The organism is Rhizobium sp. TRM96647, from assembly GCF_025780115.1.
In the GTDB taxonomy this organism is placed as follows: domain Bacteria; phylum Pseudomonadota; class Alphaproteobacteria; order Rhizobiales; family Rhizobiaceae; genus Mycoplana.
In genome coordinates this window covers 442,328-464,231 of record NZ_JAOXHF010000001.1, presented here as the reverse complement: position 1 = coordinate 464,231, position 21,904 = coordinate 442,328, and the positions used below count along the sequence as shown (strand labels likewise).

The 21,904-nt window shown below is 63.6% G+C and carries 23 protein-coding genes and 1 tRNA gene; 18 read left to right on the top strand and 6 right to left on the bottom strand.

Annotation, left to right across the window (positions count from 1 at the left end):
* Window position 1: 1 nt before the first annotated feature.
* Complete coding sequence (locus OCK02_RS02070) at window positions 2–694, bottom strand: SH3 domain-containing protein (protein WP_263811580.1); 693 nt, start codon at window positions 692–694, stop codon at window positions 2–4.
* Window positions 695–858: 164 nt separating this feature from the next.
* Here OCK02_RS02070 and OCK02_RS02065 point away from each other — a divergent pair, with 164 nt between their 5' ends.
* The 4 genes from OCK02_RS02065 to OCK02_RS02050 all read left to right on the top strand — a co-directional run bounded on the left by OCK02_RS02065 (window position 859) and on the right by OCK02_RS02050 (window position 3,671).
* Window positions 859–1,023, top strand: coding sequence for a hypothetical protein (locus OCK02_RS02065; protein ID WP_263811579.1), 165 nt, complete (start codon window positions 859–861; stop codon window positions 1,021–1,023).
* Window positions 1,024–1,128: 105 nt separating this feature from the next.
* Window positions 1,129–1,662 (top strand): thermonuclease family protein, encoded by a 534-nt coding sequence (locus OCK02_RS02060; protein WP_263811578.1) that lies wholly within the window; start codon window positions 1,129–1,131, stop codon window positions 1,660–1,662.
* A 205-nt stretch (window positions 1,663–1,867) separates the two neighbouring features.
* A complete protein-coding gene (locus OCK02_RS02055) occupies window positions 1,868–2,041 on the top strand; it encodes a hypothetical protein (RefSeq protein ID WP_263811577.1) in 174 nt (57 codons plus the stop codon).
* Window positions 2,042–2,069: 28 nt separating this feature from the next.
* Window positions 2,070–3,671 (top strand): hypothetical protein, encoded by a 1,602-nt coding sequence (locus tag OCK02_RS02050; protein ID WP_263811576.1) that lies wholly within the window; start codon window positions 2,070–2,072, stop codon window positions 3,669–3,671.
* 152 nt (window positions 3,672–3,823) lie between these two features.
* Here the strand turns inward: OCK02_RS02050 and OCK02_RS02045 are convergent.
* Window positions 3,824–3,913, bottom strand: a tRNA-Ser gene (locus OCK02_RS02045).
* Between the two features lie 323 nt (window positions 3,914–4,236).
* Between OCK02_RS02045 and rplU the strand changes: the two genes are divergently transcribed.
* From rplU to OCK02_RS02025, 4 genes are all read left to right on the top strand, one after another.
* Window positions 4,237–4,611: a 50S ribosomal protein L21 gene (rplU, locus tag OCK02_RS02040; RefSeq protein WP_112596791.1), complete on the top strand. Its 375-nt coding sequence runs from the start codon at window positions 4,237–4,239 to the stop codon at window positions 4,609–4,611.
* 28 nt (window positions 4,612–4,639) lie between these two features.
* A complete protein-coding gene (gene rpmA, locus OCK02_RS02035; protein ID WP_034802646.1) occupies window positions 4,640–4,909 on the top strand; it encodes a 50S ribosomal protein L27 in 270 nt (89 codons plus the stop codon).
* A 125-nt stretch (window positions 4,910–5,034) separates the two neighbouring features.
* Window positions 5,035–5,667: a GNAT family N-acetyltransferase gene (locus tag OCK02_RS02030; RefSeq protein ID WP_230806366.1), complete on the top strand. Its 633-nt coding sequence runs from the start codon at window positions 5,035–5,037 to the stop codon at window positions 5,665–5,667.
* Window positions 5,664–6,254: a GNAT family N-acetyltransferase gene (locus OCK02_RS02025; protein ID WP_263811575.1), complete on the top strand. Its 591-nt coding sequence runs from the start codon at window positions 5,664–5,666 to the stop codon at window positions 6,252–6,254. Before OCK02_RS02030 ends, OCK02_RS02025 begins: the two co-directional genes overlap by 4 nt.
* 53 nt (window positions 6,255–6,307) lie before the next feature.
* Here OCK02_RS02025 and OCK02_RS02020 read toward each other — a convergent pair whose 3' ends face one another.
* Window positions 6,308–7,168 carry an endonuclease/exonuclease/phosphatase family protein gene (locus tag OCK02_RS02020; protein ID WP_263811574.1) on the bottom strand — a complete coding sequence of 287 codons (861 nt, stop codon included), beginning with the start codon at window positions 7,166–7,168 and terminating at the stop codon, window positions 6,308–6,310.
* An 83-nt stretch (window positions 7,169–7,251) separates the two neighbouring features.
* On the opposite strand from OCK02_RS02020, the gene obgE reads away from it, so the two are divergent.
* The 10 genes from obgE to OCK02_RS01970 all read left to right on the top strand — a co-directional run bounded on the left by obgE (window position 7,252) and on the right by OCK02_RS01970 (window position 17,141).
* Complete coding sequence (gene obgE, locus OCK02_RS02015; RefSeq protein WP_263811573.1) at window positions 7,252–8,265, top strand: GTPase ObgE; 1,014 nt, start codon at window positions 7,252–7,254, stop codon at window positions 8,263–8,265.
* A 1-nt stretch (window position 8,266) separates the two neighbouring features.
* Entirely contained in the window at window positions 8,267–9,442 is a 1,176-nt protein-coding gene (gene proB / locus OCK02_RS02010) for a glutamate 5-kinase (RefSeq protein ID WP_263811572.1), read from the top strand.
* Window positions 9,435–10,718 carry a glutamate-5-semialdehyde dehydrogenase gene (locus OCK02_RS02005; RefSeq protein ID WP_263811571.1) on the top strand — a complete coding sequence of 428 codons (1,284 nt, stop codon included), beginning with the start codon at window positions 9,435–9,437 and terminating at the stop codon, window positions 10,716–10,718. The genes proB and OCK02_RS02005 overlap by 8 nt, the downstream gene beginning before the upstream one ends.
* 15 nt (window positions 10,719–10,733) lie before the next feature.
* Complete coding sequence (locus OCK02_RS02000) at window positions 10,734–11,363, top strand: nicotinate-nucleotide adenylyltransferase (RefSeq protein ID WP_263811740.1); 630 nt, start codon at window positions 10,734–10,736, stop codon at window positions 11,361–11,363.
* A 46-nt stretch (window positions 11,364–11,409) separates the two neighbouring features.
* Window positions 11,410–11,880, top strand: coding sequence for a ribosome silencing factor (rsfS, locus tag OCK02_RS01995; protein ID WP_263811570.1), 471 nt, complete (start codon window positions 11,410–11,412; stop codon window positions 11,878–11,880).
* 98 nt (window positions 11,881–11,978) lie between these two features.
* Window positions 11,979–12,461: a 23S rRNA (pseudouridine(1915)-N(3))-methyltransferase RlmH gene (gene rlmH, locus OCK02_RS01990; RefSeq protein WP_263811569.1), complete on the top strand. Its 483-nt coding sequence runs from the start codon at window positions 11,979–11,981 to the stop codon at window positions 12,459–12,461.
* A gap of 127 nt (window positions 12,462–12,588) precedes the next feature.
* Complete coding sequence (locus tag OCK02_RS01985; RefSeq protein ID WP_263811739.1) at window positions 12,589–14,010, top strand: murein hydrolase activator EnvC family protein; 1,422 nt, start codon at window positions 12,589–12,591, stop codon at window positions 14,008–14,010.
* The gene (locus tag OCK02_RS01980) at window positions 14,000–15,322 is read left to right on the top strand and encodes a S41 family peptidase (RefSeq protein ID WP_263811568.1); all 1,323 of its coding nucleotides are present in this window, start codon (window positions 14,000–14,002) and stop codon (window positions 15,320–15,322) included. The genes OCK02_RS01985 and OCK02_RS01980 overlap by 11 nt, the downstream gene beginning before the upstream one ends.
* A gap of 67 nt (window positions 15,323–15,389) precedes the next feature.
* On the top strand, window positions 15,390–16,604 hold the full coding sequence (locus OCK02_RS01975) for a divergent polysaccharide deacetylase family protein (protein WP_263811567.1): 1,215 nt from the start codon (window positions 15,390–15,392) through the stop codon (window positions 16,602–16,604).
* A 9-nt stretch (window positions 16,605–16,613) separates the two neighbouring features.
* Window positions 16,614–17,141 (top strand): RNA pyrophosphohydrolase, encoded by a 528-nt coding sequence (locus OCK02_RS01970; RefSeq protein ID WP_263811566.1) that lies wholly within the window; start codon window positions 16,614–16,616, stop codon window positions 17,139–17,141.
* 80 nt (window positions 17,142–17,221) lie between these two features.
* Here OCK02_RS01970 and OCK02_RS01965 read toward each other — a convergent pair whose 3' ends face one another.
* From OCK02_RS01965 to OCK02_RS01955, 3 genes are all read right to left on the bottom strand, one after another.
* Window positions 17,222–20,248: a calcium-binding protein gene (locus OCK02_RS01965; RefSeq protein ID WP_263811565.1), complete on the bottom strand. Its 3,027-nt coding sequence runs from the start codon at window positions 20,246–20,248 to the stop codon at window positions 17,222–17,224.
* Between the two features lie 770 nt (window positions 20,249–21,018).
* On the bottom strand, window positions 21,019–21,504 hold the full coding sequence (gene bfr / locus OCK02_RS01960) for a bacterioferritin (protein ID WP_183803848.1): 486 nt from the start codon (window positions 21,502–21,504) through the stop codon (window positions 21,019–21,021).
* Window positions 21,470–21,781 (bottom strand): bacterioferritin-associated ferredoxin, encoded by a 312-nt coding sequence (locus OCK02_RS01955; RefSeq protein ID WP_230806339.1) that lies wholly within the window; start codon window positions 21,779–21,781, stop codon window positions 21,470–21,472. The genes bfr and OCK02_RS01955 overlap by 35 nt, the downstream gene beginning before the upstream one ends.
* Window positions 21,782–21,904: the final 123 nt, after the last annotated feature.

Here is a 21,904-nt window from a genome sequence, read left to right as displayed (position 1 = left end):
CTCAAAGCCGTGCTCGGAAAGCCTCGATCATTTCGCGGGAAACATCGCTGTAGTAGCAAATCGGGGATGCGCCGCCGGGCTTGGAATAGGCACTGCGCTTACCGCACCGCCGGCCACCCCGGTCCCTACTTTCCGGGCACGGGCAAGAACCGGCGTACCCGTTGATTGATTCCGCTATAATTCGTTGAACGATAGTGGCGTCAGATATCCGTGGAATGCTGATCTGTGACTCTTGCGAGTTCTTCTTTGGTTGAACGTCCTCTTTCTTGGCTGGCTCGGCGGGCGGGCTGCTTTGCAAAAGGTGCGAGGAAACCCAGCCATCGCGTTGGGTCAGTCGGTCTCGGACACGCGTCCATTCGCCTTCAGAGAGCAGCGCTAGTACGGCGCGGCCGGAATCGTAACGATCCAGGACCTTGAATTGCGTGCCTGGCCCATCCCTCAGTGCCACCCGCTTTCCGCGAATGAACATCTCCTTGGTTACGGGCTCGGAAACAAGGGCAGGATTGATCGTCTTCGTCGCCTGGCTTGCCGGCGACGGTTGAGGCAACTCAGGCTTTGAAGCACTTGCGTCGATTGAAAACGACAACGTCTCGGGTTGGTTGACTTCGACAGGCATCGAAACAGGCTTGTTCGTCGAGCCGAGCCAATAGACCACTCCTAAAATCGCAACGACGGTGACAATGAATCTTCTCAATATGTGCCCCACCCCAATACGCAGCTTCTATTCTTTCCGGCTCGCGCACAACCTGTGCCTTCGATCTCGTGCGACTAAAGGATGGGCCTCCCAAAACCGCGTGGAGCAGTGACGCCGGTAATCACGTCATGTAATTTGCCTGGTGGGGACCAGAGGGCGCGCGCATGCTGGAACGCATCGACTACATCTCGAAGACGTTGGCAGAGCTGATCAAGATGATCGAGAAGGAGGAAGGAAGGCCCGCAATGCTGGTCTATCTGCTTTCTATGGCGATGGCTGAAGCGGACTACATCTCTCGAAGCATCCCCAGAGCGACCGATAGCAAGTAGGCCAAGGCGACGGATTTCGTCGGGCTGGTCGATAACGAACGGGAAACTGCGGCGCCCTATAGTCCCTATAGCGCGCGGTATGCGAGTGCGAGGGGAGGATGCAGCATGGCGAATGTGGCACAGTTTCCGAAGCAAACGCGCCCAACGTCCTTCGGGAAAATACTCAGTCTGGCCGGGCTCGCAGCCTTTGCCATTGGCGGCGTGCTCGCATGGTTCGAGCCCGACATACGCGCTCTTGTGACATCATCTGGAGCCGCCGTTGGCGCCGTCCAAGTTGGACAGGCCAGAGAAGCCCGGAGTTTCGAACTCTGCACCGGCCCGACGCGCATCAACTGCGTGGTGGACGGTGACACCTTCTGGCAGGACGGCGTGAAGATCCGCATAGCCGACATTGACACGCCCGAAGTGTCCGAACCGCAGTGTGCGTCGGAGGCAGAGCTTGGCGCCCGCGCGACGCGTCGGCTACTAGAACTGCTGAATGCTGGCCATTACGAGCTTGCCGCCTGGGAGAATCGGGACGAAGACAAGTATGGGCGCAAACTGCGTGTCGTAATGCGGGGCGGTCAGTCGATCGGCGACAAACTTGTATTGGAGGGTCTCGCGAGAACGTGGACCGGTAGGCGGGAACCTTGGTGCTGAGTTATGCAGCGATGGGAGAACTGTGCGCCTGCACGAACACCTAAGCTGTGTCAAGAATTTTAGTGGATTCTTTGGATCCTATGTGCATACTGCGGAAACTAATCCGTCTTTAACGCGTTGATTTATAACAGTTTATCTATTTTCCTTGGCGGAAAATTGAGTCAGATCAACGGTTTACATAGCGCTGAAGCTTGGGAGCAGGGCCATGGAACTGAAGCGAATCAATGATGCTGCCCAGCGCAACCAGCCCAAACCAGGGCAGCAGGTTGTCGCAAATTTTGATACTCGCATTTCAACGGAGACCCTTGAGGCCCTCAAGCAGATCGATGCCAACATTCGAGCTGCCGAGCAGAAAGCTGGACGTCTTTTGGTTGCCTGATTAGGCTTGACTCGGATGTGGTGCGCCGATGGCTATCACCGTAGTTCGACTTGACCCAGCGGGCTGGACACAGCTGCGAAACGCGCTGAACAGCAACCAGCTGAATCCTCATCTAACCCAGAAAATCGTTGAACACCTGCAAGCTCTCGGAGCGCAGACGTTCTTGATGGAAGATGACTACATAGACCGTGACTTCACGGACGCTTTTGCTGCGTACTACTCTCGTCTCTTCAAGCGACACAGCAAGATTTGCACAAGAGTGCACTTCTTCAGCCGTGACCTTGAGGGGCCAATCAACTCCCCAACCGATCGAGAAATGGCTGAAGCTTTACAAAACTGTGAGGATGACTATCTGGGATTCGTTGTATTGCGTCCTGTACATCAAGCGCCAATTGCCGCGGTGGTACTTAGAACGCCTACCGCCCCCGCAGGGCACGAATCCCATCCGCTAGTGAAGGCCAAGTACTCTACTCATGTCCTCGGCGCGCAATTTCATGTCGATGCGCTCCCAATGACGCAGCAAGACCAGCGCATTGGAGCCTGCGCTCAAGCCGCTATTTGGTCGGCCGCACGACACTTTCATGCTCGACATAGCGGACCCTGGGTTTCGATGGTCGGAATAACTGAATCCGCGATGGTTCAGGAAGGATTTACAGTAAGCTCGACGCTTCCAAATGGCTCTGAGTTTTTGAGCATGAGCGGAATCGTGTCGGCACTGCGTGGTTCTGGCCGTAAACCCCTTTTCTATATGGCCGACAATCCAGCGCAGATGCTTTGGCAGGGCGTTCGACCTGCTGATGTTATCAACAGGTACGTTGATTCCGGTATACCCGTAATCGTTGGGTTGGGCACGCCAGGCGAGAATATTGGTCACGCAGTGATTGCGTCAGGGCAGGTATTCTCCCACATTCCGCCGGCCCCACAGAATTTGCCGCCACGCCCAACAAGGGCTGCGTTTTGCTCTGCGTTCTACGTCAACGACGACCAACGTGGGCCAAATCTTCGAATGCCCCGTATGATCGGCGATGCGATTGGTGAGACGGAATATAGCGTTGAGGGCAATGTGCAATTTTTGATAATTCCACTGCCAGATAAGGTGTTCCTGCCCGCAGAAAAGGCTGAGCTTCTTGCTTGGGATCTCCTGGAGAAATATGCCAGGTCGTGGCCTGCCCTAAGGGCTCAAGTCCCGTTAGGTGTTTCAGAAGCGCTCGGCGATGACTTCACAGCATGCGTCGAAAACAATACGGCCGTTGCCAGAACGTACCTCACATACGGATGGAAGTACAAACATCGCATGCTTCGCAATGGGTTGGCAGACGCTACGAAAGGCCTGCTTAACTCCACCGAATTGCCCAGATATGTCTGGGTCACAGAATTCGGCACCTTGAATTCGTTCTCCCCTGTGAACCGCTTCGAGAGGCGGATCTTTGCCCATTGCGTAGTTGATGCAACGGCCAAGAACATGGGGGAAGATAGCTGCCTTTTTTTCCACGCGCCCGGTGCAGTTGTGAGGAGGGCCCACGATGTCGCAGAACCTTACGGCCCCTATGACCTATCGACACATGCGATAATCGATGATCAAGCCTACTATCCCAAACTGCGTGGCAAGTGGGATTTTGTCGGTTATTAGGCCTCCTCGCCTTATAGCGCGGGCAGCCGCAGCGAAGGTCGTAGAACCAGCGCGGTTCCCCACTAACCGGTTGAGATAATGGGGAAGAAAGTGGGGAAGGATTATTGTCCTACGAAATAAGAACGTATCTTCAATAAGATAGGTAGACAATTTGGCGGAGAGGGGGGGATTCGAACCCCCGATAGAGTTGCCCCTATGCCGCATTTCGAGTGCGGTGCATTCAACCGCTCTGCCACCTCTCCGCATACGGTCGGCGCCCTCAGGCGCGGTGGGGTACATAGCGGCAGATTTGCAGCCTTGCAAGGGGCATGGTCGCACCGGGGCCAACTAATTGCCGGAGCCTGGCGAAAACGGCCTTGACAGTTTCGGAACGCTCGCCTATTGCCCCACGTGCGTGGCAAAGGACCCAAGTCCGCCCGCAACTTCCGGTCTGCATCGACGTCCCTATAGACGGTGATGCGGGGCCGTTTCACCGGCGGGCGCCAGCGCCCGTCATACCGACTGACAAAAAGACGGCCTCGCCTTTTTTGGCGAAGAGCCGGAACCGAACATGAAAGGACAAGAAATGTTCGCAGTCATCAAGACCGGCGGTAAGCAGTACCGCGTGGCAGCCAACGACGTCGTGACGGTTGAGAAACTCGTCGCTGTCGCTGGCGACAAGATCGAATTCACCGAAGTGCTGATGGTCGGCGAAGGCGCCGACGCAACGATCGGCGCTCCCTTCGTCGAAGGCGCGGTCGTGACCGCCGAAGTCGTCGAACAGGGCCGCGCCAAGAAGGTCATCGCCTTCAAGAAGCGTCGCCGCCAGAACTCCAAGCGTTCGCGCGGACACCGCCAGCACCAGACGACCGTCCGGATCGTCGACATCGCGGCAGCCGGCGGCAAGGCCAAGAAGTCTTCCAAGAAGACCGAAGCCCCCGCCGAAGCAGCAGCGAACTGAGATCAGGACAAGGTAAAGGAGAACTCCTATGGCACACAAGAAAGCTGGCGGTTCCTCGCGTAACGGTCGCGATTCGGAGTCCAAGCGCCTTGGCGTGAAGAAATTCGGCGGCGAGAACGTCATCGCAGGCAACATCATCGTGCGTCAGCGCGGTACGAAGTGGCATCCGGGCGCCAATGTCGGCCTCGGCAAGGACCACACGATTTTTGCACTTACGGCGGGCAACGTGGATTTCCGTACGAAGGCCAATGGCCGCGTGTACGTGTCCGTAATGCCGAAAGCCGAAGCAGCGGAATAAGCCGGTAGCGCTCTAAAACAGCCGGCGTCTCATCGACCCGGCTGATGCTACAGGTACCGAGCCTGCAGAAACAAAAGGGGAGATGGGGCAATCCATCTCCCCTTTGTTCATCTGGAGGATCGAACATGTTCAGCGAAATGTTGCGGGAAGACCAATCAAGGTCTCCCGAAGAGAGGCCAAGGCCGGAACGGTCGAGGACCGATTGTCCAATCTTACTGTCGCAACGGCTCGTTCTCAGAGCCCCGCATGAAGACGACATCGACGCCCTTGCCCATCTCGCCAACAACGCCAACATCGCAACGATGGTCGCCCGCATGCCGCATCCCTACACGATTGCGGACGCCGCCGACTTCGTGCGACGCACGAAAGCCGGCGCGATTGGCAAGTGCGTCTATGCGATTACCAGGGCGGACACGGGCGCATTCCTCGGCTGCTGCGGGATCGAACCGCACGAGGACGGCCGGACGGTCGAGCTCGGCTACTGGCTCGGCGAGCCGTACTGGAACCAGGGCTATGCCACCGAGGCCGCCCAGAGCCTGACGGACATGGTCTTCCGCACCCGCGACGTCGAGCAGATCGACGCGCGCTGCCGGGTCATGAACATCGCTTCGCGGCGGGTCATCCAGAAGTGCGGCTTCCAGTTCCAGGCGACCGGCATGATCCAGAGCCTGGCTGTCGGGGGCATGGTGCCGGTCGAATGGTTCCGGCTCGACCGCAGGACCTGGGTTTCCCTGAAGAGCTGGGGGAACCTCGGATGAGCGCTCTTCGTCTGGAACGGGACGTCCCCGCCCTGGCCGACCCCGGCCCCTGCCCGGTCATTGCGACCGGGCGGCTGGTGCTGCGGCCGCACCGGCCGTCGGATGCGGAAGCGATCGCGGTCTCGCTCGGCGATTTCCGCGTCGCGCGGATGCTGGCCCGGGTGCCGGCACCCTACGACCGGCAGGACGCCGAAGAGTGGCTGTCAGGCGTCACGAGCGGTCTCCTGCCCGGCTGGGCGCTGGCGATCACCACGGGTGATGACGTCCATCTCGGGACGGTCGGCTTTGAGCAGCGCGCTGGCGGCTGGCACCTCGGCTACTGGCTCAACCGGTTCTACTGGGGCCGAGGCTATATGAGCGAGGCGGTGCACGGCGCCGTCGCCCGCTTCCTGATGCGGATGCCGGGCGTCGAGCTGCACTCCGGCGTCTTCGCCGACAACCCGGCCTCGCTCCGGGTCCAGGACAGGGTCGGCTTTCGCATCACCGGGCTCGGCGAGGTCTATTCGGTCGCCCGCGGTGCCATGGTGGCGCATGTCGAGACGCGGCTTTCGCCGGGCGATTTCCGGCCGGCCGCCGTACTGCGCTGAAAGAATGGCCCGGGCAATTCAGCCCGGGCCTTGCGACTGGACGGCGTCGGAGCCTACAGGAGCTCGAACCAGACCGGGAGATGGTCGGAGCCGGTCGCGGTCTCGTCGATCCAGGCGTCCTTCAGGCGCCCGACAAGCCCGTGGCTGACGAAGCAGTAGTCGAGGAGCATCCGGTGGCCGTGGTCCTTCGGGTCGATCCAGCTATGGCTCCCGATGGTCTGCCGGCCGAGGCCGGCAAGCACGTCTACGGGATGGGTGGCGCGAATCTGGCGGCCGTAGAAGCCGTCGGCCTCTCCGACCATGGCGCAGTATTCCGGCGATTCCGGCACCATGTTGAAGTCGCCCATGAACACGTAGTCGTCGGGGAAGGGCGGTTGCGGCAGGCCGAACTCCTCGGCCCCGGAGATGGCGCCGCCCTCGAGCGCATAGGCCTGAGCGCGTTCCTTCAGGTGGCGGATCTGCTCGATCCGCTCGCCGCGGTAGACGTGGTCGAGGTGGACGGAATAGACGCGCAGCGCGCCGCCGGGCGTGTCGATCACGGCCTCGGTCGCGCCGCGCTGGAGATTGAGCTTGTCGAGCGTGCGGCTGCGCGGCAGGGAAACGAGCCGGGTGGCGAGGATCGGATGGCGGGAGAGGACCATGTTGCCGAACTGGAAGCGGCGGCTGAAGGCCCGGCCGTCCTCGACGATCGATCCGGCATCGATGTCGCAGGCGGGCCAGTAGGCGGAGAAGTGACCGGGCAGCAGCGCCTGCAATTCGGCCACCATGTCGATGTGGCCGTTACGGTGGAAGCCGCGGGTGACCTCCTGCAGGGCGATGACGTCGGCACTTTCGATTTCGCCGGCGATGCGGCGAAGGTCGAGCCGGCCGTCGAGGCCGATGCCGTACTGGATGTTGTAGCTTGCGAATTTCACGATAGTCTTTGACCTCTGCGGGAACGGGCTATATCGAATGCGGCGAAACGGCCATCGGGCCGGGAAAGAAGAACGGCGAACCCATGAAGTTTCTCGATCAGGCGAAAGTCTATATCCGGTCCGGTGACGGCGGTGCAGGGGCTGTCTCGTTCCGTCGTGAAAAATTCATCGAGTTCGGCGGACCGGACGGCGGCGACGGCGGGCGTGGCGGCGACGTCTGGGTCGAGGCGGTCAACGGACTCAATACGCTGATCGATTTCCGCTACCAGCAGCATTTCAAGGGCGCCACCGGCCAGCACGGCATGGGCCGCAACCGCACCGGCGCCGGCGGCGCCTCGGTGACGATGAATGTGCCGGTCGGCACGCAGGTGTTCGAAGAAGACAACGAGACCCTGATCGTCGACATCACGAAGGAGGGTCAGCGCTTCCGGCTTGCCGCCGGCGGCAATGGCGGCTTCGGCAATGCGCATTTCAAGTCCTCCACCAACCAGGCGCCGAACTGGGCCAATCCGGGCCTCGAGGGCGAGGAGAAGACGATCTGGCTGCGGCTGAAGCTGATCGCCGACGCCGGGCTTGTCGGCCTGCCCAATGCCGGCAAGTCCACTTTCCTCGCCGCCTGCACGCGGGCGCGGCCGAAGATCGCCAACTATCCGTTCACAACGCTGCACCCGAACCTCGGGGTGGCGACGGTCGACGGGCGCGAATTCATCCTGGCCGACATTCCGGGCCTGATCGAGGGTGCGCATGAGGGCACCGGCATCGGCGACCGATTCCTCGGTCACGTCGAGCGAACCCGCGTGCTGCTCCATCTCGTCTCGGCGCAGGAAGAGAAGGTCGGCAAGGCCTACAAGGTGGTCAAGCACGAGCTGGAAGCCTATGGCGGCGGCCTGACGGACAAGCCGGAGATCGTCGCGCTGTCGCAGATCGACGTGCTCGACGAGGCCGACCTGAAGAAGAAGGCGAAGGAGCTGGAAAAGGCGTGCGGCCAGAAGCCGCTGCTTCTCTCTGCCGTCACCAATGTCGGGATGCTGGCGGCGCTGCGCGCCCTGCGCGACGAGATCGTGCGCTTTGGCACGGAAGAGCAGGACGAGGCATAGCATGGCCGCAATCCGCAAGGCGCTGTCGAGCCACAGGCGCATCGTCATCAAGATCGGGTCCGCCTTGCTGGTCGATCGCGGCAGCGGATTGAAGAAGGCCTGGCTCGACGCCGTCTGCGCCGACATTGCCGGGCTTCGGGCCGGCGGCACCGAGGTGCTCGTGGTCTCCTCCGGGGCGATCGCGCTCGGCCGCACCGTCCTGAGCCTGCCCAAGGGAGCGCTGAAGCTGGAGGAAAGCCAGGCGGCCGCCGCCGTCGGCCAGATCGCGCTGGCGCGGGCCTGGTCGGAGAGCCTTTCCACCGAGGGGCTCGTCGCCGGGCAGATCCTGCTCACGCTCGGCGACACGGAGGAACGGCGCCGCTACCTCAATGCGCGCGCGACGCTCAACCAGCTCCTGAAGCTCGGCTCCGTCCCGATCATCAACGAGAACGACACGGTCGCGACCAGCGAGATCCGCTATGGCGACAACGACCGGCTGGCCGCCCGCGTCGCCACCATGGCCGGCGCCGACCTGCTGGTGCTGCTGTCCGACATCGACGGGCTCTACACGGCGCCGCCGCATCTCGATCCGGGCGCGCAGTTCCTCGACACGATCGCCGAGATCACGCCGGAAATCGAGGCGATGGCGGGCGGGGCGGCCTCGGAGCTGTCGCGCGGCGGCATGCGCACCAAGATCGATGCGGGCAAGATCGCGACTGCGGCCGGTTGCGCCATGATCATTGCGTCCGGCAAGAGCGACCATCCGCTGCGCGCGATCGAGGAAGGTGTGCGCTCGTCCTGGTTCGCGCCGGCGGGATCGCCGGTGACGGCGCGCAAGACCTGGATCGCCGGCCAGTTGCAACCCGCCGGAACGCTGGTGATCGACGAGGGCGCGGAGCGGGCGCTGCGGTCGGGCAAGAGCCTGCTGCCGGCCGGCGTGCGGACGGTCGTGGGGACATTCGCCCGCGGCGACACGATCGCCATCGCCGGATCCGGCGGTCGCGAGATCGCCCGGGGGCTCGCCGGCTACGATGCCGACGAGGCGCGACAGATCGCCGGCAAGAAGTCGGCCGAGATCGCCGGCATCCTCGGCCATGCGGGGCGCGCGGCGATGGTGCATCGCGACGATCTGGTCATGACCGGCAGTGCGCGGAGCGAGGGTGGAGTGGCGCAGGAAAGGGATGCGGCCCATGCTTGACCAGGCAGAGAACAGACACGACGTCGCAGCCCTGATGGCCGCCATCGGCCGCAAGGCCCGTGCCGCGGCCCGGCCGCTGGCTATGGCGACGACGGAGGTGAAGAACCGGGTGCTCGAGGCTATGGCGAAGGCGATCCTGGCCGATCGCGACGCGATCCTCGACGCCAATGCGATCGATCTCGCCCATGCGCGCGAAAGCGGCGTCGCGGCCTCGTTCCTCGACCGGCTGACGCTGACCCCGGAACGTGTCGAGGCCATCGCCGCCGGCATCCGCGCCATTGCCGCGTTCAAGGATCCGGTCGGCGACGTGATCGCGGAGTGGGACCGGCCGAACGGGCTGCACATCGAGCGCGTGCGCACGCCGCTCGGCGTGATCGGCGTGATCTACGAGAGCCGCCCCAACGTGACGGCGGATGCCGGCGCGCTGTGCCTGAAGGCCGGCAATGCGGTGATCCTGCGGGGCGGATCGGACAGCCTGAATTCCTCGCAGGCCATCCATGCCTGCCTGGTGCGGGGCCTGAAGGAAGCAGGGCTTCCGGAACATGCCATCCAGATGGTGCCGGTCGCCGATCGCGCCGCTGTCGGCGCCATGCTCTCCGGTCTCGACGGGGCGATCGACGTGATCGTGCCGCGCGGCGGAAAGAGCCTTGTCGCCCGGGTCCAGAGCGAGGCGCGCGTGCCGGTCTTCGCCCACCTGGAGGGCCTCTGCCATATCTATGTCGACCGTTCGGCCGACCTCGACATGGCGCGGACCCTCGTCGTCAATTCGAAGATGCGGCGCACCGGCGTCTGCGGGGCGGCGGAAACGCTGCTGGTTGATCGCGCCGTCGCCGCGACCCATCTGGCGCCGCTCCTTGCCGCTCTGAAGGAGGCCGGCTGCGAGGTCCGCGCGACGGACGAGATCCGCGCGCTTGTCGCCGGCCTGGAGCCTGCGACAGAACAGGACTGGTCGACTGAATACCTCGATGCGATCATCTCGGTCGCCCTGGTGGACGGTGTGTCCGGCGCGATCGCGCACATCAACCGCTGGTCCTCGGCGCACACCGAAGCCGTGATCGCCCAGGACCAGGCGGTGGCGGACCGCTTCTTCGCCGAGATCGATTCGGCCATCCTGCTGCACAACGCCTCCACCCAGTTCGCCGATGGCGGCGAGTTTGGAATGGGCGGGGAGATCGGTATCGCTACCGGCAAGATGCATGCCCGTGGCCCCGTGGGCGTGGAACAGCTGACGTCGTTCAAATACAGGGTTCGCGGCGCCGGACAGGTGCGGCCCTAGGTGAGACCCGACGCCATCGAACCACGCTACCTGAAGATGCCCCATGTCGAAAAGGGGATGGCGGTCGGCCTGTTCGGCGGCTCGTTCAATCCGCCGCACGAGGGGCACGTGCTGGTCGCCGACATCGCGCTGCGCCGTCTCGGCCTCGACCAGCTGTGGTGGATGGTGACGCCCGGAAATCCCCTGAAGGATCACAGCCAGCTTGCGCCGCTCAGGGAGCGGCTTTCACTGTCGGAAGCGATCACGCCGGACCCGCGCATCAAGGTCACCGCCTTCGAAAAGACGATCGGCCAGAACTATACGGCCCGCACGCTCGAGATCGTCCGGGCGCGCAATCCGGGCGTCCATTTCGTCTGGATCATGGGTGCCGACAGCCTGAAGAACTTCCATCGCTGGCAGAACTGGCAGCAGATCGCCCACACCTTCCCGATCGCGGTGATCGACCGGCCGGGATCGACGCTCGCCTTCCTCTCCTCGGTCATGGCCAAGACGTTCGACCATGCGCGCATCGACGAGGAGGACGCCCGGGCACTGGCGTTCCGCCCCGCCCCGGCCTGGACCTTCATCCACGGACCGCGCTCGCCGCTCAGTTCGAGCGCACTGCGCCAGGGCGGGGAAGCAGGGAAAGAGGCGGGTAACAAGTAGTGTCTTGAAACCGGTACGTATTGATGCCTAAATCTAGTGGTGGTTCGTGGCATGCGTCGCGAATCGCTACCGTGCCGGATCTGTTAAGTGGAAAGGATTTACTCTGACAACAGTGCACGCGAAGGGAGGCGTCCGCAACGCTCTTCCCAAAAGCGCAGGACGTGGCGACGATGCCGCCGAACGCGCTCTTCACGCGGTCCTCGCCAGCCTCGAGGACTCGAAGGCAGAAGATATCGTCTCGATCGACATTGCTGGCAAATCGGCGCTGGGCGACTACATGGTGGTCGCGTCCGGACGATCCAGCCGTCACGTCGCGGCGATCTGCGACCACCTGATCACCGACCTCAAGGATGAAGGCTTCGGTTCCGCCCGCGTCGAAGGGCTGGAGACCGGTGACTGGGTGCTGATCGACACGGGCGACATCATCGTCCACGTGTTCCGTCCTGAAATCCGCGAGTTCTACAACATCGAGAAGATGTGGGCGGCTCCGGACATGGAAGAGGGCACGTTGCACTAGATCGTCGCACCGCCCGGTTCCGGGCGTCGCCTGCGGCCATGTTTCCGACACCCTTTCGGGTGGAGAGTGTCGCTGTGTGCGTCGGAGGAACGGGGTAGATGCGGATCGGACTTTTTGCGGTCGGACGGCTGAAGGCCGGGCCTGAGAAGGACCTTGCCGCGCGTTATCTCGACCGTTTCAAGAAATCCGGACCGGCCGTGGGGCTCGAGCTTGGCAAGCTTGTCGAGGTTGCCGAGAGCCGTGTTTCCAATCCGGAAACGCGCAAGCGCGAGGAAGCCGCGCTCCTGGACAAGGCGGTTCCTTCCGATGCCGTGCTCGTGCTGCTCGACGAACGCGGCAAGGCGGTCGGGTCGGAGGAATTCGCCGAACTGCTCGGCCGCTGGCGGGATGCCGGCAAGCGCGACCTGATGATCGCCATTGGCGGCGCCGACGGGCTCGATCCGGCGCTGCACGAGCGGGCCGACCAGGTTCTGTGCCTCGGCAAGATGACGTGGCCGCACCAGCTGGTCCGCATCCTGATAGCCGAACAGCTCTATCGCGCCGTCACCATCCTCTCGGGGCATCCCTATCATCGCGTCTGAGCACGCCATGCGGTGCCGGCCCTACGGAAAATTGATTTCGATGTGCATCGGCAAATGCGCTAGACACAGGACAAACGGCAAGGCGCGCAGCATGACCACGTTCGCACCGTCCAGAAACGACAAGGGCATGACGTCCCCGCCGGCGCGATGGCAGCGTCCGCCCGGTGCCCTGGCATTCGGTCTGGTCCTCGGTCTGTGGCTGCCGTCTGCGCATGCCGCCTTTTCCGCCGAACCGACGCCAAGCCTCGCACCGACCGGGCGCGTAGTCGCGCAGGCGGGACCGCCGGCCGATCCCGCCGCCGGGATTGCGTTGCGCCGGGACAGCACGCGCCAGGAACTGGACGCACTGTCGAAGACGATCACGCTCTCGGACGAAAAAGTGCGCGACCTGGAAGCCAGTATCGGCAAGCTGGAAAAGGATCGCGCCACCCGGCGCGAGGCGATCGTCCAGTCGGCGCGCGCCCGCCAGGACATGGAAGCAAGGATACTGGCGGGCGAAAAGCGGCTCGAAGCCATGCGCGGCGACGAGGATGCCGCCCGCCTGTCGTTGCATGACCGTCGCGGGCTTTTGGCCGAAGTGCTGGCCGCATTGCAGCGCATGGGGCGCAACCCGCCGCCCGCCATCCTTGTCACGCCGGACGACGCGCTCGCCTCCGTCAGGAGTGCGATCCTGCTTGGCGCGGTGGTTCCGGGCATCCGTGCCGAGACGGACAAGCTCGTCGCCGACCTGCAGCGGCTGACCACGATCCGCACGGAGATCGGCAAAGAGAAGGCAGATCTCGCCGGCGCGATGGCCAGCCGGCTCGAGGAAGAGAAGCGTTCGGAGCTTTTGATCGGGCAGAACGAGGCGCTCGCTGCGGAAAACACGCGCACGCTCGAAGCCGAGCGCCGGCGCTCGGAGGAACTTGCGGGGCGGGCCACAAGCCTCGAGGGCCTGATCGGCAGCCTCGAGGCCGAGATCACCTCGGTGCGCGAGGCGGCGGCGCTGGCGCGGCTGCAGGAGGCCGAACGGGCGCGCCAGACCGAGGAGGAACGGGCGCGGGCGCGGGAGGCTGCGCTCTCGGCATCGCCCGACAAAAACCGCATTGCTCCCGCATACCCGTTTTCCGAGTTGCAGAAGCGTCTGGCCTATCCGGTTGCGGGTGAGCCGGTGCGGCAGTTCGGCGATGCGGATGGTACGGGCCATTCCGCCCAGGGGCTGATTCTCGCGACAAACCCGGGTGCGCTGGTGACGGCGCCTGCCGATGGGTGGGTGGTGTTTGCGGGCATGTTCCGAAGCTACGGGCGGATGGTGATCCTGAACGCCGGCGACGACTATCACCTCGTGCTTTCGGGCATGGACCAGGTGAATGTCAGGGAAGGCCAGTTCGTCGTGGCGGGAGAACCCGTCGCGGTGATGGGGGCGAAAAGAGTGGCGAGTGTAAACGCATTGGCGCTGGAAACGGATCGGCCGACGCTTTACATTGAGTTTCGAAAGAATGGCAAACCGGTTGATCCTCGGCCGTGGTGGTCTGCTACAGTGTCTGGAAAGGTACGCAATGATTCGTAGGGCTTCCCTTGTTCTCGTCGGGGCACTGATGGGTGCCACGGCCATGAGCGCAGTCTATTCGCTGACCGTGCCGGCCGAAGCGGCCGGCGCATCGACCTATCGCGAGCTTTCGATCTTCGGCGACGTGTTCGAGCGTGTCCGCGCGCAGTATGTGACGCCGCCGAAGGAAGACCAGCTGATCGAGAACGCCATCAACGGCATGCTGTCCTCGCTCGACCCGCATTCCTCCTACATGAACTCCAAGGATGCCGAGGAAATGCGCACGCAGACGCGTGGCGAATTCGGCGGCCTCGGCATCGAAGTGACGATGGAGGAAGAGCTCGTCAAGGTCATCGCACCGATCGACGACACGCCGGCGGCACGCGCGGGCGTCCTTGCGGGCGACCTGATCTCGAAGATCGACGGCGCCGACGTGCGCGGCCTGAAGCTCGAGGAAGCCGTCGACAAGATGCGCGGCAAGGTCAATACGCCGATCAAGCTGACGATCCTGCGCAAGGGCGCCGACAAGCCGATCGAACTGACGATCATGCGCGACATCATCGCGGTGAAGGCCGTCAAGTTCCGCGTCGAGAACGACGTCGGCTATCTGCGCGTCATCTCGTTCACCGAGAAAACCTTCGATGATCTCGAGGTGGCCATCGAGAAGATCAAGGCCGACGTTCCGGCCGACAAGCTGAAGGGCTACGTGCTCGACCTGCGCCTCAACCCGGGCGGCCTGCTCGACCAGGCGATCAACGTTTCCGACGCCTTCCTGGAGCGCGGTGAGGTGGTTTCCACCCGTGGCCGCAACGAGGACGAGACGCGCCGGTTCAACGCTTCTCCGGGCGACCTGACCGACGGCAAGCCGATGATCGTGCTCGTCAACGGCGGTTCCGCCTCCGCCTCCGAGATCGTGGCCGGGGCGCTGCAGGACCTGCGTCGTGCGACGGTCGTGGGCACGCGTTCGTTCGGCAAGGGTTCGGTGCAGACGATCATTCCGCTCGGCGACGCTGGCGCGCTGCGGCTGACGACGGCGCTCTACTACACGCCGTCCGGCAAGTCGATCCAGGGCACCGGCATCACGCCCGACATCACCGTCGAGCAGCCGCTGCCGCCCGAGCTGCAGGGCAAGCTCGAGACGGCCGGTGAATCGGGCCTGCGCGGCCATATCAAGGGCCAGAGCGAGAGCGAGGAGGGCTCCGGCTCGGCAGCCTATGTGCCGCCGGAAGCCAAGGACGACCTGCAGCTCCAGTATGCGCTGGAACTCTTGCGCGGCCAGAAGACCGATCCGTCCTTTCCTGCCAATCCGGAAAAGGCAGAGCTGAAGAACTAGTGCATGCGCCCGGACCGACCTCCGCGTCGGTCCGGGCCTGCTCCTTCAAGGTCAGGGCGGCCGTTTCTTGGGAACCGATCTCAACGCACCCCTCGGTCAGAACCGGAAGGTGTCGCCCGGCCGCAAGCGCGCGCCCCGCGTCAGCGCCGCGCGCCTCGCAGCCGCCTGTGCCGTCATCGCCGTGCTCGGTGGCTCGCTCTGGAGCCTGCTTGCCCCCCGAGGCCCGTTCAAGACACCGCAACCGCCCCAGCAGCAGGCGGCGCAGGCCGACGGCCCCGCCACAGGCAGTGCTGCGGGCGGCGCAACCGGTGGCAATCCCGGGGACAAGCCGGGTATCCGCCGCGAGAGGGGCCTGTCCGGGGCGGAGATCGAGGAAACCCGCAATCCGGACGGCAGCATCGTACGGAAATTCACGCCGAAGGCACGCGACGGCGCCGGGCCGCTTATCCTCGACGCCAGCCGGATCGGCCAGGATCCCCGCTCCGCCGCCTTCCCCAATGACGACCTGATCGAGAACACCGCGTTCGGCAAGTTGCCGATCGTCGGTCCGGACGGCCTGCGTCCGGTCGAGCAATATGCTCGCCCCTGGTCCGGCGCGCGCGGCACACGCGTGGCGATCGTCGTCGGCGGACTGGGGCTCAGCCAGACGGGCACCCAGCGGGCGATCCGCGACCTGCCCGGCGAAATCACGCTGGCCTTCGCCTCCACCGGAAACAGCCTGCCCCGCTGGATGCAGGAGGCGCGCCGGGAGGGGCACGAGATCCTTTTGCAGGTGCCGCTGGAGCCGTTCGACGATGCGGACGGCGACCCCGGCGCGCGCACTCTGCGCGTCGATGCCGGGATCGAGAAGAACCTCGACGAGCTTCATCGCGCCATGGCGCAGATCACCAACTACACGGGCATCATGAACTACATGGGTGGCCGGTTCCTTTCCGATGCGGACGCGGTCGAGCCGATGATGCGCGACATCGCCGATCGCGGGCTGCTCTTCCTCGATGACGGTTCGTCGGCGCAGTCGCTGTCCGGCACGGTGGCGGGCGCGCTGGACATGCCGCATGCCTTTGCCGACATCCAGCTCGACGGGACGCTGTCGCGCGACGCCATCCTGCGCAAGCTCGACGAACTGGAGCGCGTCGCGCGCCGCAACGGAGCTGCGATCGGCGTGGCCTCGGCCTTCGACGAGAGCGTCGCGGCGATCGTCGACTGGAGCCAGGAAGCGAGCCGGCGCGGGATAGAAATCGTCGGCGTCGCCGCTCTGGCCGATGCGCCTTCCAAGCAATAGGATCCAAAGATGAGCAAGGACAAGAAGAAGCCGGTTGCGGCGGAGGACCTCCCCTATCGCCCGTGCGTCGGCATCATGGTGCTGAACCGCGACGGGCTGGTCTGGGCGGGGCGGCGAATCGCGATCGGCAATTCGGAGTATGACGGCTCGCCGCAGCTCTGGCAGATGCCGCAGGGCGGGATCGACCGCGACGAGGATCCGCTGGTGGCGGCGCGGCGCGAGCTTTACGAGGAGACCGGCATGCAGACCGTGTCGCTGCTCGCCGATGCCGGACGATGGATCAACTACGACCTGCCGGCGCACCTGATCGGCATCGGCCTGAAAGGCAAGTACCGGGGCCAGACCCAGCGCTGGTATGCCTTTCGCTTCGAGGGAGACGAAAGCGAGATCGCGATCAATCCGCCGCCGGGTGGACATGAGGCCGAATTCGATGCCTGGGCGTGGAAGCCCATGCACACGCTGCCGGAGCTGATCGTTCCCTTCAAGCGCAAGGTCTACGAGGAGGTAGTCGCCGCCTTCACGCATCTTGCGCCCTGAGGAGCAGGAATTCGTTGTGCGGCTAAAGATGGAGCCGCCCCGATGCCGGGGCGGCTCCCTTGCGTCCGGGGCGGGCGAGATCAGAGGAAGCTGAAATCGTCGACGGTGAGCCTGTTCACACCCTGCAGGGTGGCCACGAGCTCGAGATCGGCATCTGCGCCCTTGCCGTCGGCATCGAACCAGAGGCGGCCATTGTCCGATTCGAACAGGAAGGTGCCCTTGCTGCTGCTTGAGACGGGATCGGCGCCGACGACGAGCGTGACGGTCTTGTCGGCCGTCGAGATGCCGTAGGCCGACTTGGAGATGACGAGCTTGTCCTGACCGCGCGTGAAGTCGGTGATGACGTCGCCTTCGCCGTCGCGCCCGGCGCTGTCGAAGACGAACTGGTCCTTGCCGGAGCCGCCGGTCAGCCAGTCGTCGCCGGCGCCGCCGATGAGCTTGTCGTTGCCGGCGCGTCCGTCGAGGATGTCGTCCGAACCGTTGCCGTAGAAGATATTGTTGGTGGCATCACCCCGGATCGAGTCGTCATTGGCGCTGCCCTGCACGACCTCGATGTTCCTGACCGTCAGGCCGAGGGCGTGGCCCTTGTTGGCCGCCTGGTTCTGCAGGTCGAGGACGACCGAGCGGCTGCCCTCCTTGAAGGACAGCGTGTCGGTACCGGCTCCGCCGTCGAACACGTCCTTGCCGGTAAAGTCGGTGCGGATCAGATGGTCGTTGCCGGCATCGCCGTAGAGCAGATCGTCTCCGGCGCCGTCCTCGAGCTTGTCCGCGCCGTCACCGCCGCGCAGGGTGTCGTTGCCGGCATTGCCCTTCAGCCAGTCTGCCAGTGCCCCGCCGGAGACCGTGTCCTTGGCTTTGCCGCCGTCGTAGTCCAGCGTCTCGAAGCCTTTGACGGTCGTAGTCGCATTGACCTTGACAGTCCCGGTCGTGAACTTGAAGGCGATATCCTTCGTCTGTTCGGTCATCAGCAGATGCAGGCTGTCGGTGCCCGCGCCGCCGTCGGCCGTGTCGCCCGCACCGGCATAGACATGGTCGTTGCCCTTGCCGGCATAGATTCGGTCCTTGCCGCCGGTCCGATCGAGGCCATCGCCATAGAGGATATCGTTGCCGTCCCCGCCAGAAAGCGTGTCATTGCCGGAATCGCCGGAGAGCGTGTCGTTTCCTCCACCGCCGCTGAGCGAGTCGTTTCCGGCGCCGCCCCGCAGATGGTCCGTCAGTTTGCCGCCGGTAAACACGTCCTTGCCGCTCCCGCCGACAAGCGAGACACGTTCGACATTCTTCACGGTCACCGGAGCATTCGCCACCGTAACGGATGCTGCCACCTTGTAGGTAATGCCTTGCGTGTACTTGCTGAAGTCGATCGAGGCGAAATCGGTTCCGGTGCCGCCGTCGAGCGTCAGCCTGCCCTTCGAAGCCTCGCGCGTGAACTCGTCGTTACCATCGCCGAGCTTGACCTTGTAGTGGCCAGTCGACTTCGCGCCGTCGCGAACCCAGACCTTGTCCGCTCCGGTACCTGCATCGATCGTATTGGAGCCGCCCGAATCGCGGATGTCGTCGTTGCCGGCGCCACCGGTGAGCCTGTCGTTGCCTTCTCCGCCGTCCAGCAAGTCACTATGGGCCGTGCCCAGCAGCGTGTCGTTGCCGGCATTACCGAAGAAGCTGACGCTCTTCGCCGATCCGACCGACTTGATCACATCGTTTCCGGAGCCGAACTCGACCTGGAAGTGTTCGAAGTTCTTCAGGGAGGTGCCGTCCGTCAGCGACGCCTTCGAACCGCTGACGGAGAAGGTCTGGTTGGACGTCAGCGACTTCCGGTCGACATAGACCCGGTCCGTATTCGCGCCACCGTCCGCCTTGTCGGCACCGCCGCCGCCCAGGTAGACGAGGTCGTTGCCGTCGCCGGCGACAACTTTGTCCTTGCCGGTGCCGGCCCGGAGCTCGTCGTTGCCGCTGCCGCCCTTGATGGTGTCGTTGCCGGCGCCGGCATCGATGATGTCATGGCCGCTGCCGGTGGTGATGACGTTGGCGCCGGATCCCGTCGCATAGATGCTGTAGTGCTCGATGCCCTTGAAGGTCGTGCCGCCGGAGAGGGTGTTTGTCTGCGTCGGGAGCTTCGCCGTGAAATTGCCGGCGAACTTGGTCACGACGAGGCGGTCGCTGCCGGAACTGTCGCTGATCGTGTCCTTGCCGTCGCCGAAGGCGTAGTTGTAGGTGTCGTTTCCGCTTCCTCCGTCGATGCTGTCGTTGCCCAGTCCGCCCGTCAGCGTATCGTCGCCGGTCCCGCCGAAGATGGTGTCGTTGCCGGCGTCGCCTGTGATGTTGTCGTTGCCGGCGTCGCCATAGAGCCGATCGTTGCCGTTGCCGCCGCTGATCATGTCGCCGTCGTCGCCGCCATAGGCCTTGTCGTCGCCGTCGTCACCGGCGAGGATATCGACGCCCTTTTCGCCGTAGAGCGTGTCGTTGCCGGCGTCGCCATTGAGGATGTCGATGCCGTAGCCGCCATAGAGCGTATCGTCATCCGCGCCGCCGCTCAGAATGTCGCTGCCGCGTCCGCCCTTGAGGATATCCTTGCCGGCGCCGCCCATGAACATGTCGGAATAGTTGCCGCCAGTCATGTTGTCGGCGAAATCGGTGCCGGTGATCTGGTAGCTCTCGACATGGCTCGTCCTGAGGTTGCCGAGCAGGGTTTGCGGCGTGATCCAGTCCTTGATGACGAGGGACAGGCCGCTGGTGTGGTCGCTGTAGTCGACGATCAGCCGGTCGATGCCGGAGCCGCCGTCGAGGATGTCGCCGCCGATTTCGTCGAGCGCACCGGCCATCAGCGTGTCCTTGCCGGAACCGCCGTTCAGCCGGTCGGCGCCAAGTCCGCCGATGAGAACGTCGTCGCCGCTGTCGCCGTTCAGCGTGTCGGCGCCGACATCACCCATGATGTAGTCGCCCTGGAAGGATCCGTTGAGCTGGTCGTCGCCCTCGCCCCCCATGATCGTGTCGCCGCCCATGCCGCCGTCGACGATATCCGCGCCCGCGAGCGCCATGATCATATCGCCCTCGTCGAGGTCGGTACCTTTCAGGTTGTCGGCTCCCATCGAGCCCATGATCGTACCCATCCGTCTCTCCTGATGTTCGATTTACGGAAATTGAAATTTCCGGGCAGGGCAGCAGAGGCCGGCCCGGGTCGAGGTGGAGGTGCAGCGCGCGGGCGAACGTCGCCGCAATACGCGCCATCTTGCTTTCACTTCACTGCACCTGATCGTTCCTCCACCGAGCCGGACAGGGTGTCCGGCATCGCGTTCGGCGCAGGATGCAACCGATCGCGTCGCCATATTGTGGAAAAAAACGGTGTCCCCTGTTCCTGCGGTAACTGACAGTTGCATGCCGATACACGCGGTGGTCGAGTCGTCTGGTAGAAGAATGCAGCGGTCGGCAGGGACCTGCAGGCCGGTTCAGGAAGGCTTGGAGGTTGCTCCAGCTGGGAACCGGTCAGGGATGTCGCGATCGATCGCAGGACCCGGCGGTCGGAAAAGAGACATCGCCTTCAGGCGGCATGGTCCACGGGGCGGCACCTCAGGAGATGGCTGCGGCGGCCTGCGCTTTCGTGGATTTCGATCCACATTGCTGGAAATGGCTGGCCGGTCTAACCGGTGGCTGCGCAATGATTGCCGATCATGCAGGGCACTCTCGTGCTGGACGCGGCACGATTGCGGTGGTGTCTCCTGGTGTCTGACCTTGCGCCGGGTGGGCGGCGTTTGCCGTTTTGTGCCATTCTGTGCCGCCGCCTGCGTGAGAAGGCGCCTCGGTCTTGGCGCACCCGTAACGCAAAAATCCCCGGCAGGCCGTGCCGGGGATCTCATGAATGCGCGACGACAAGAGCCGTGCGTTATTCCGCCTCGTTTGCCGGGGCGGCATTGAGTTGGCCGTATTTCTCGGCGCCGAGCTTGTCCAGGAGGTCGAGCTGGGTCTCGAGGAAGTCGATATGGCCCTCCTCGTCGGCGAGGAGCTCTTCGAAGAGCTTCATGGAGACATAGTCCCCGGCGTCATGACAGATGTCGCGGGATTTCTTGTAGGCCTTCCGGGCGTCGTACTCGCCGGCAAGGTCGGCCTCGAGGACTTCCTTGACGTTCTGGCCGATCCGCAGCGGCGCCAGCGTCTGCAGGTTGGGATGGCCTTCGAGGAAGATGATGCGCGCAACCAGCTTGTCGGCATGGTGCATCTCCTCGATGGACTCGGCGCGTTCCTTCTTCGCGAGGAGGGTGTAGCCCCAGTCTTCCAGCAGGCGATAGTGAACCCAGTATTGATTGACGGCGCCGAGTTCGAGGAAGAGCGCTTCGTTAAGCTGCTCGATTACTTTTTTGTCGCCTTTCAATGTCCGCTCTCCTGTTGTCTTCATGGAACTGTTTGAGGCGGATCATGAAATCAAATATCTCGGCATCCGTCGAGTGGCGCTCGGCGTGATAGCGTTCGGTGGTGCGGATGATGATGTCGACGACATTGGGGAAACAGCCGCAGCAGCGCCCGCGTTTCTCCATCGCATGGTAGACTTTCGCCGGTACGATCAGCTGCCAACGATCCTGGTCGAGGAGGTCGTTGATGACGTCCTCGATCTCTTTTTCACTGATGAAGTTACAGCTGCAAACCAGCATTTGTCCTGCCTGCCATGCGCAATAGCCTGATTTCCTGCGATTAAGCAAAAGGCGATATTTGCTGTCAAGATAAAACGGGTCAGCATTGCTGCCGCTCTCTTTACACTGGTTCTAAACTTGACA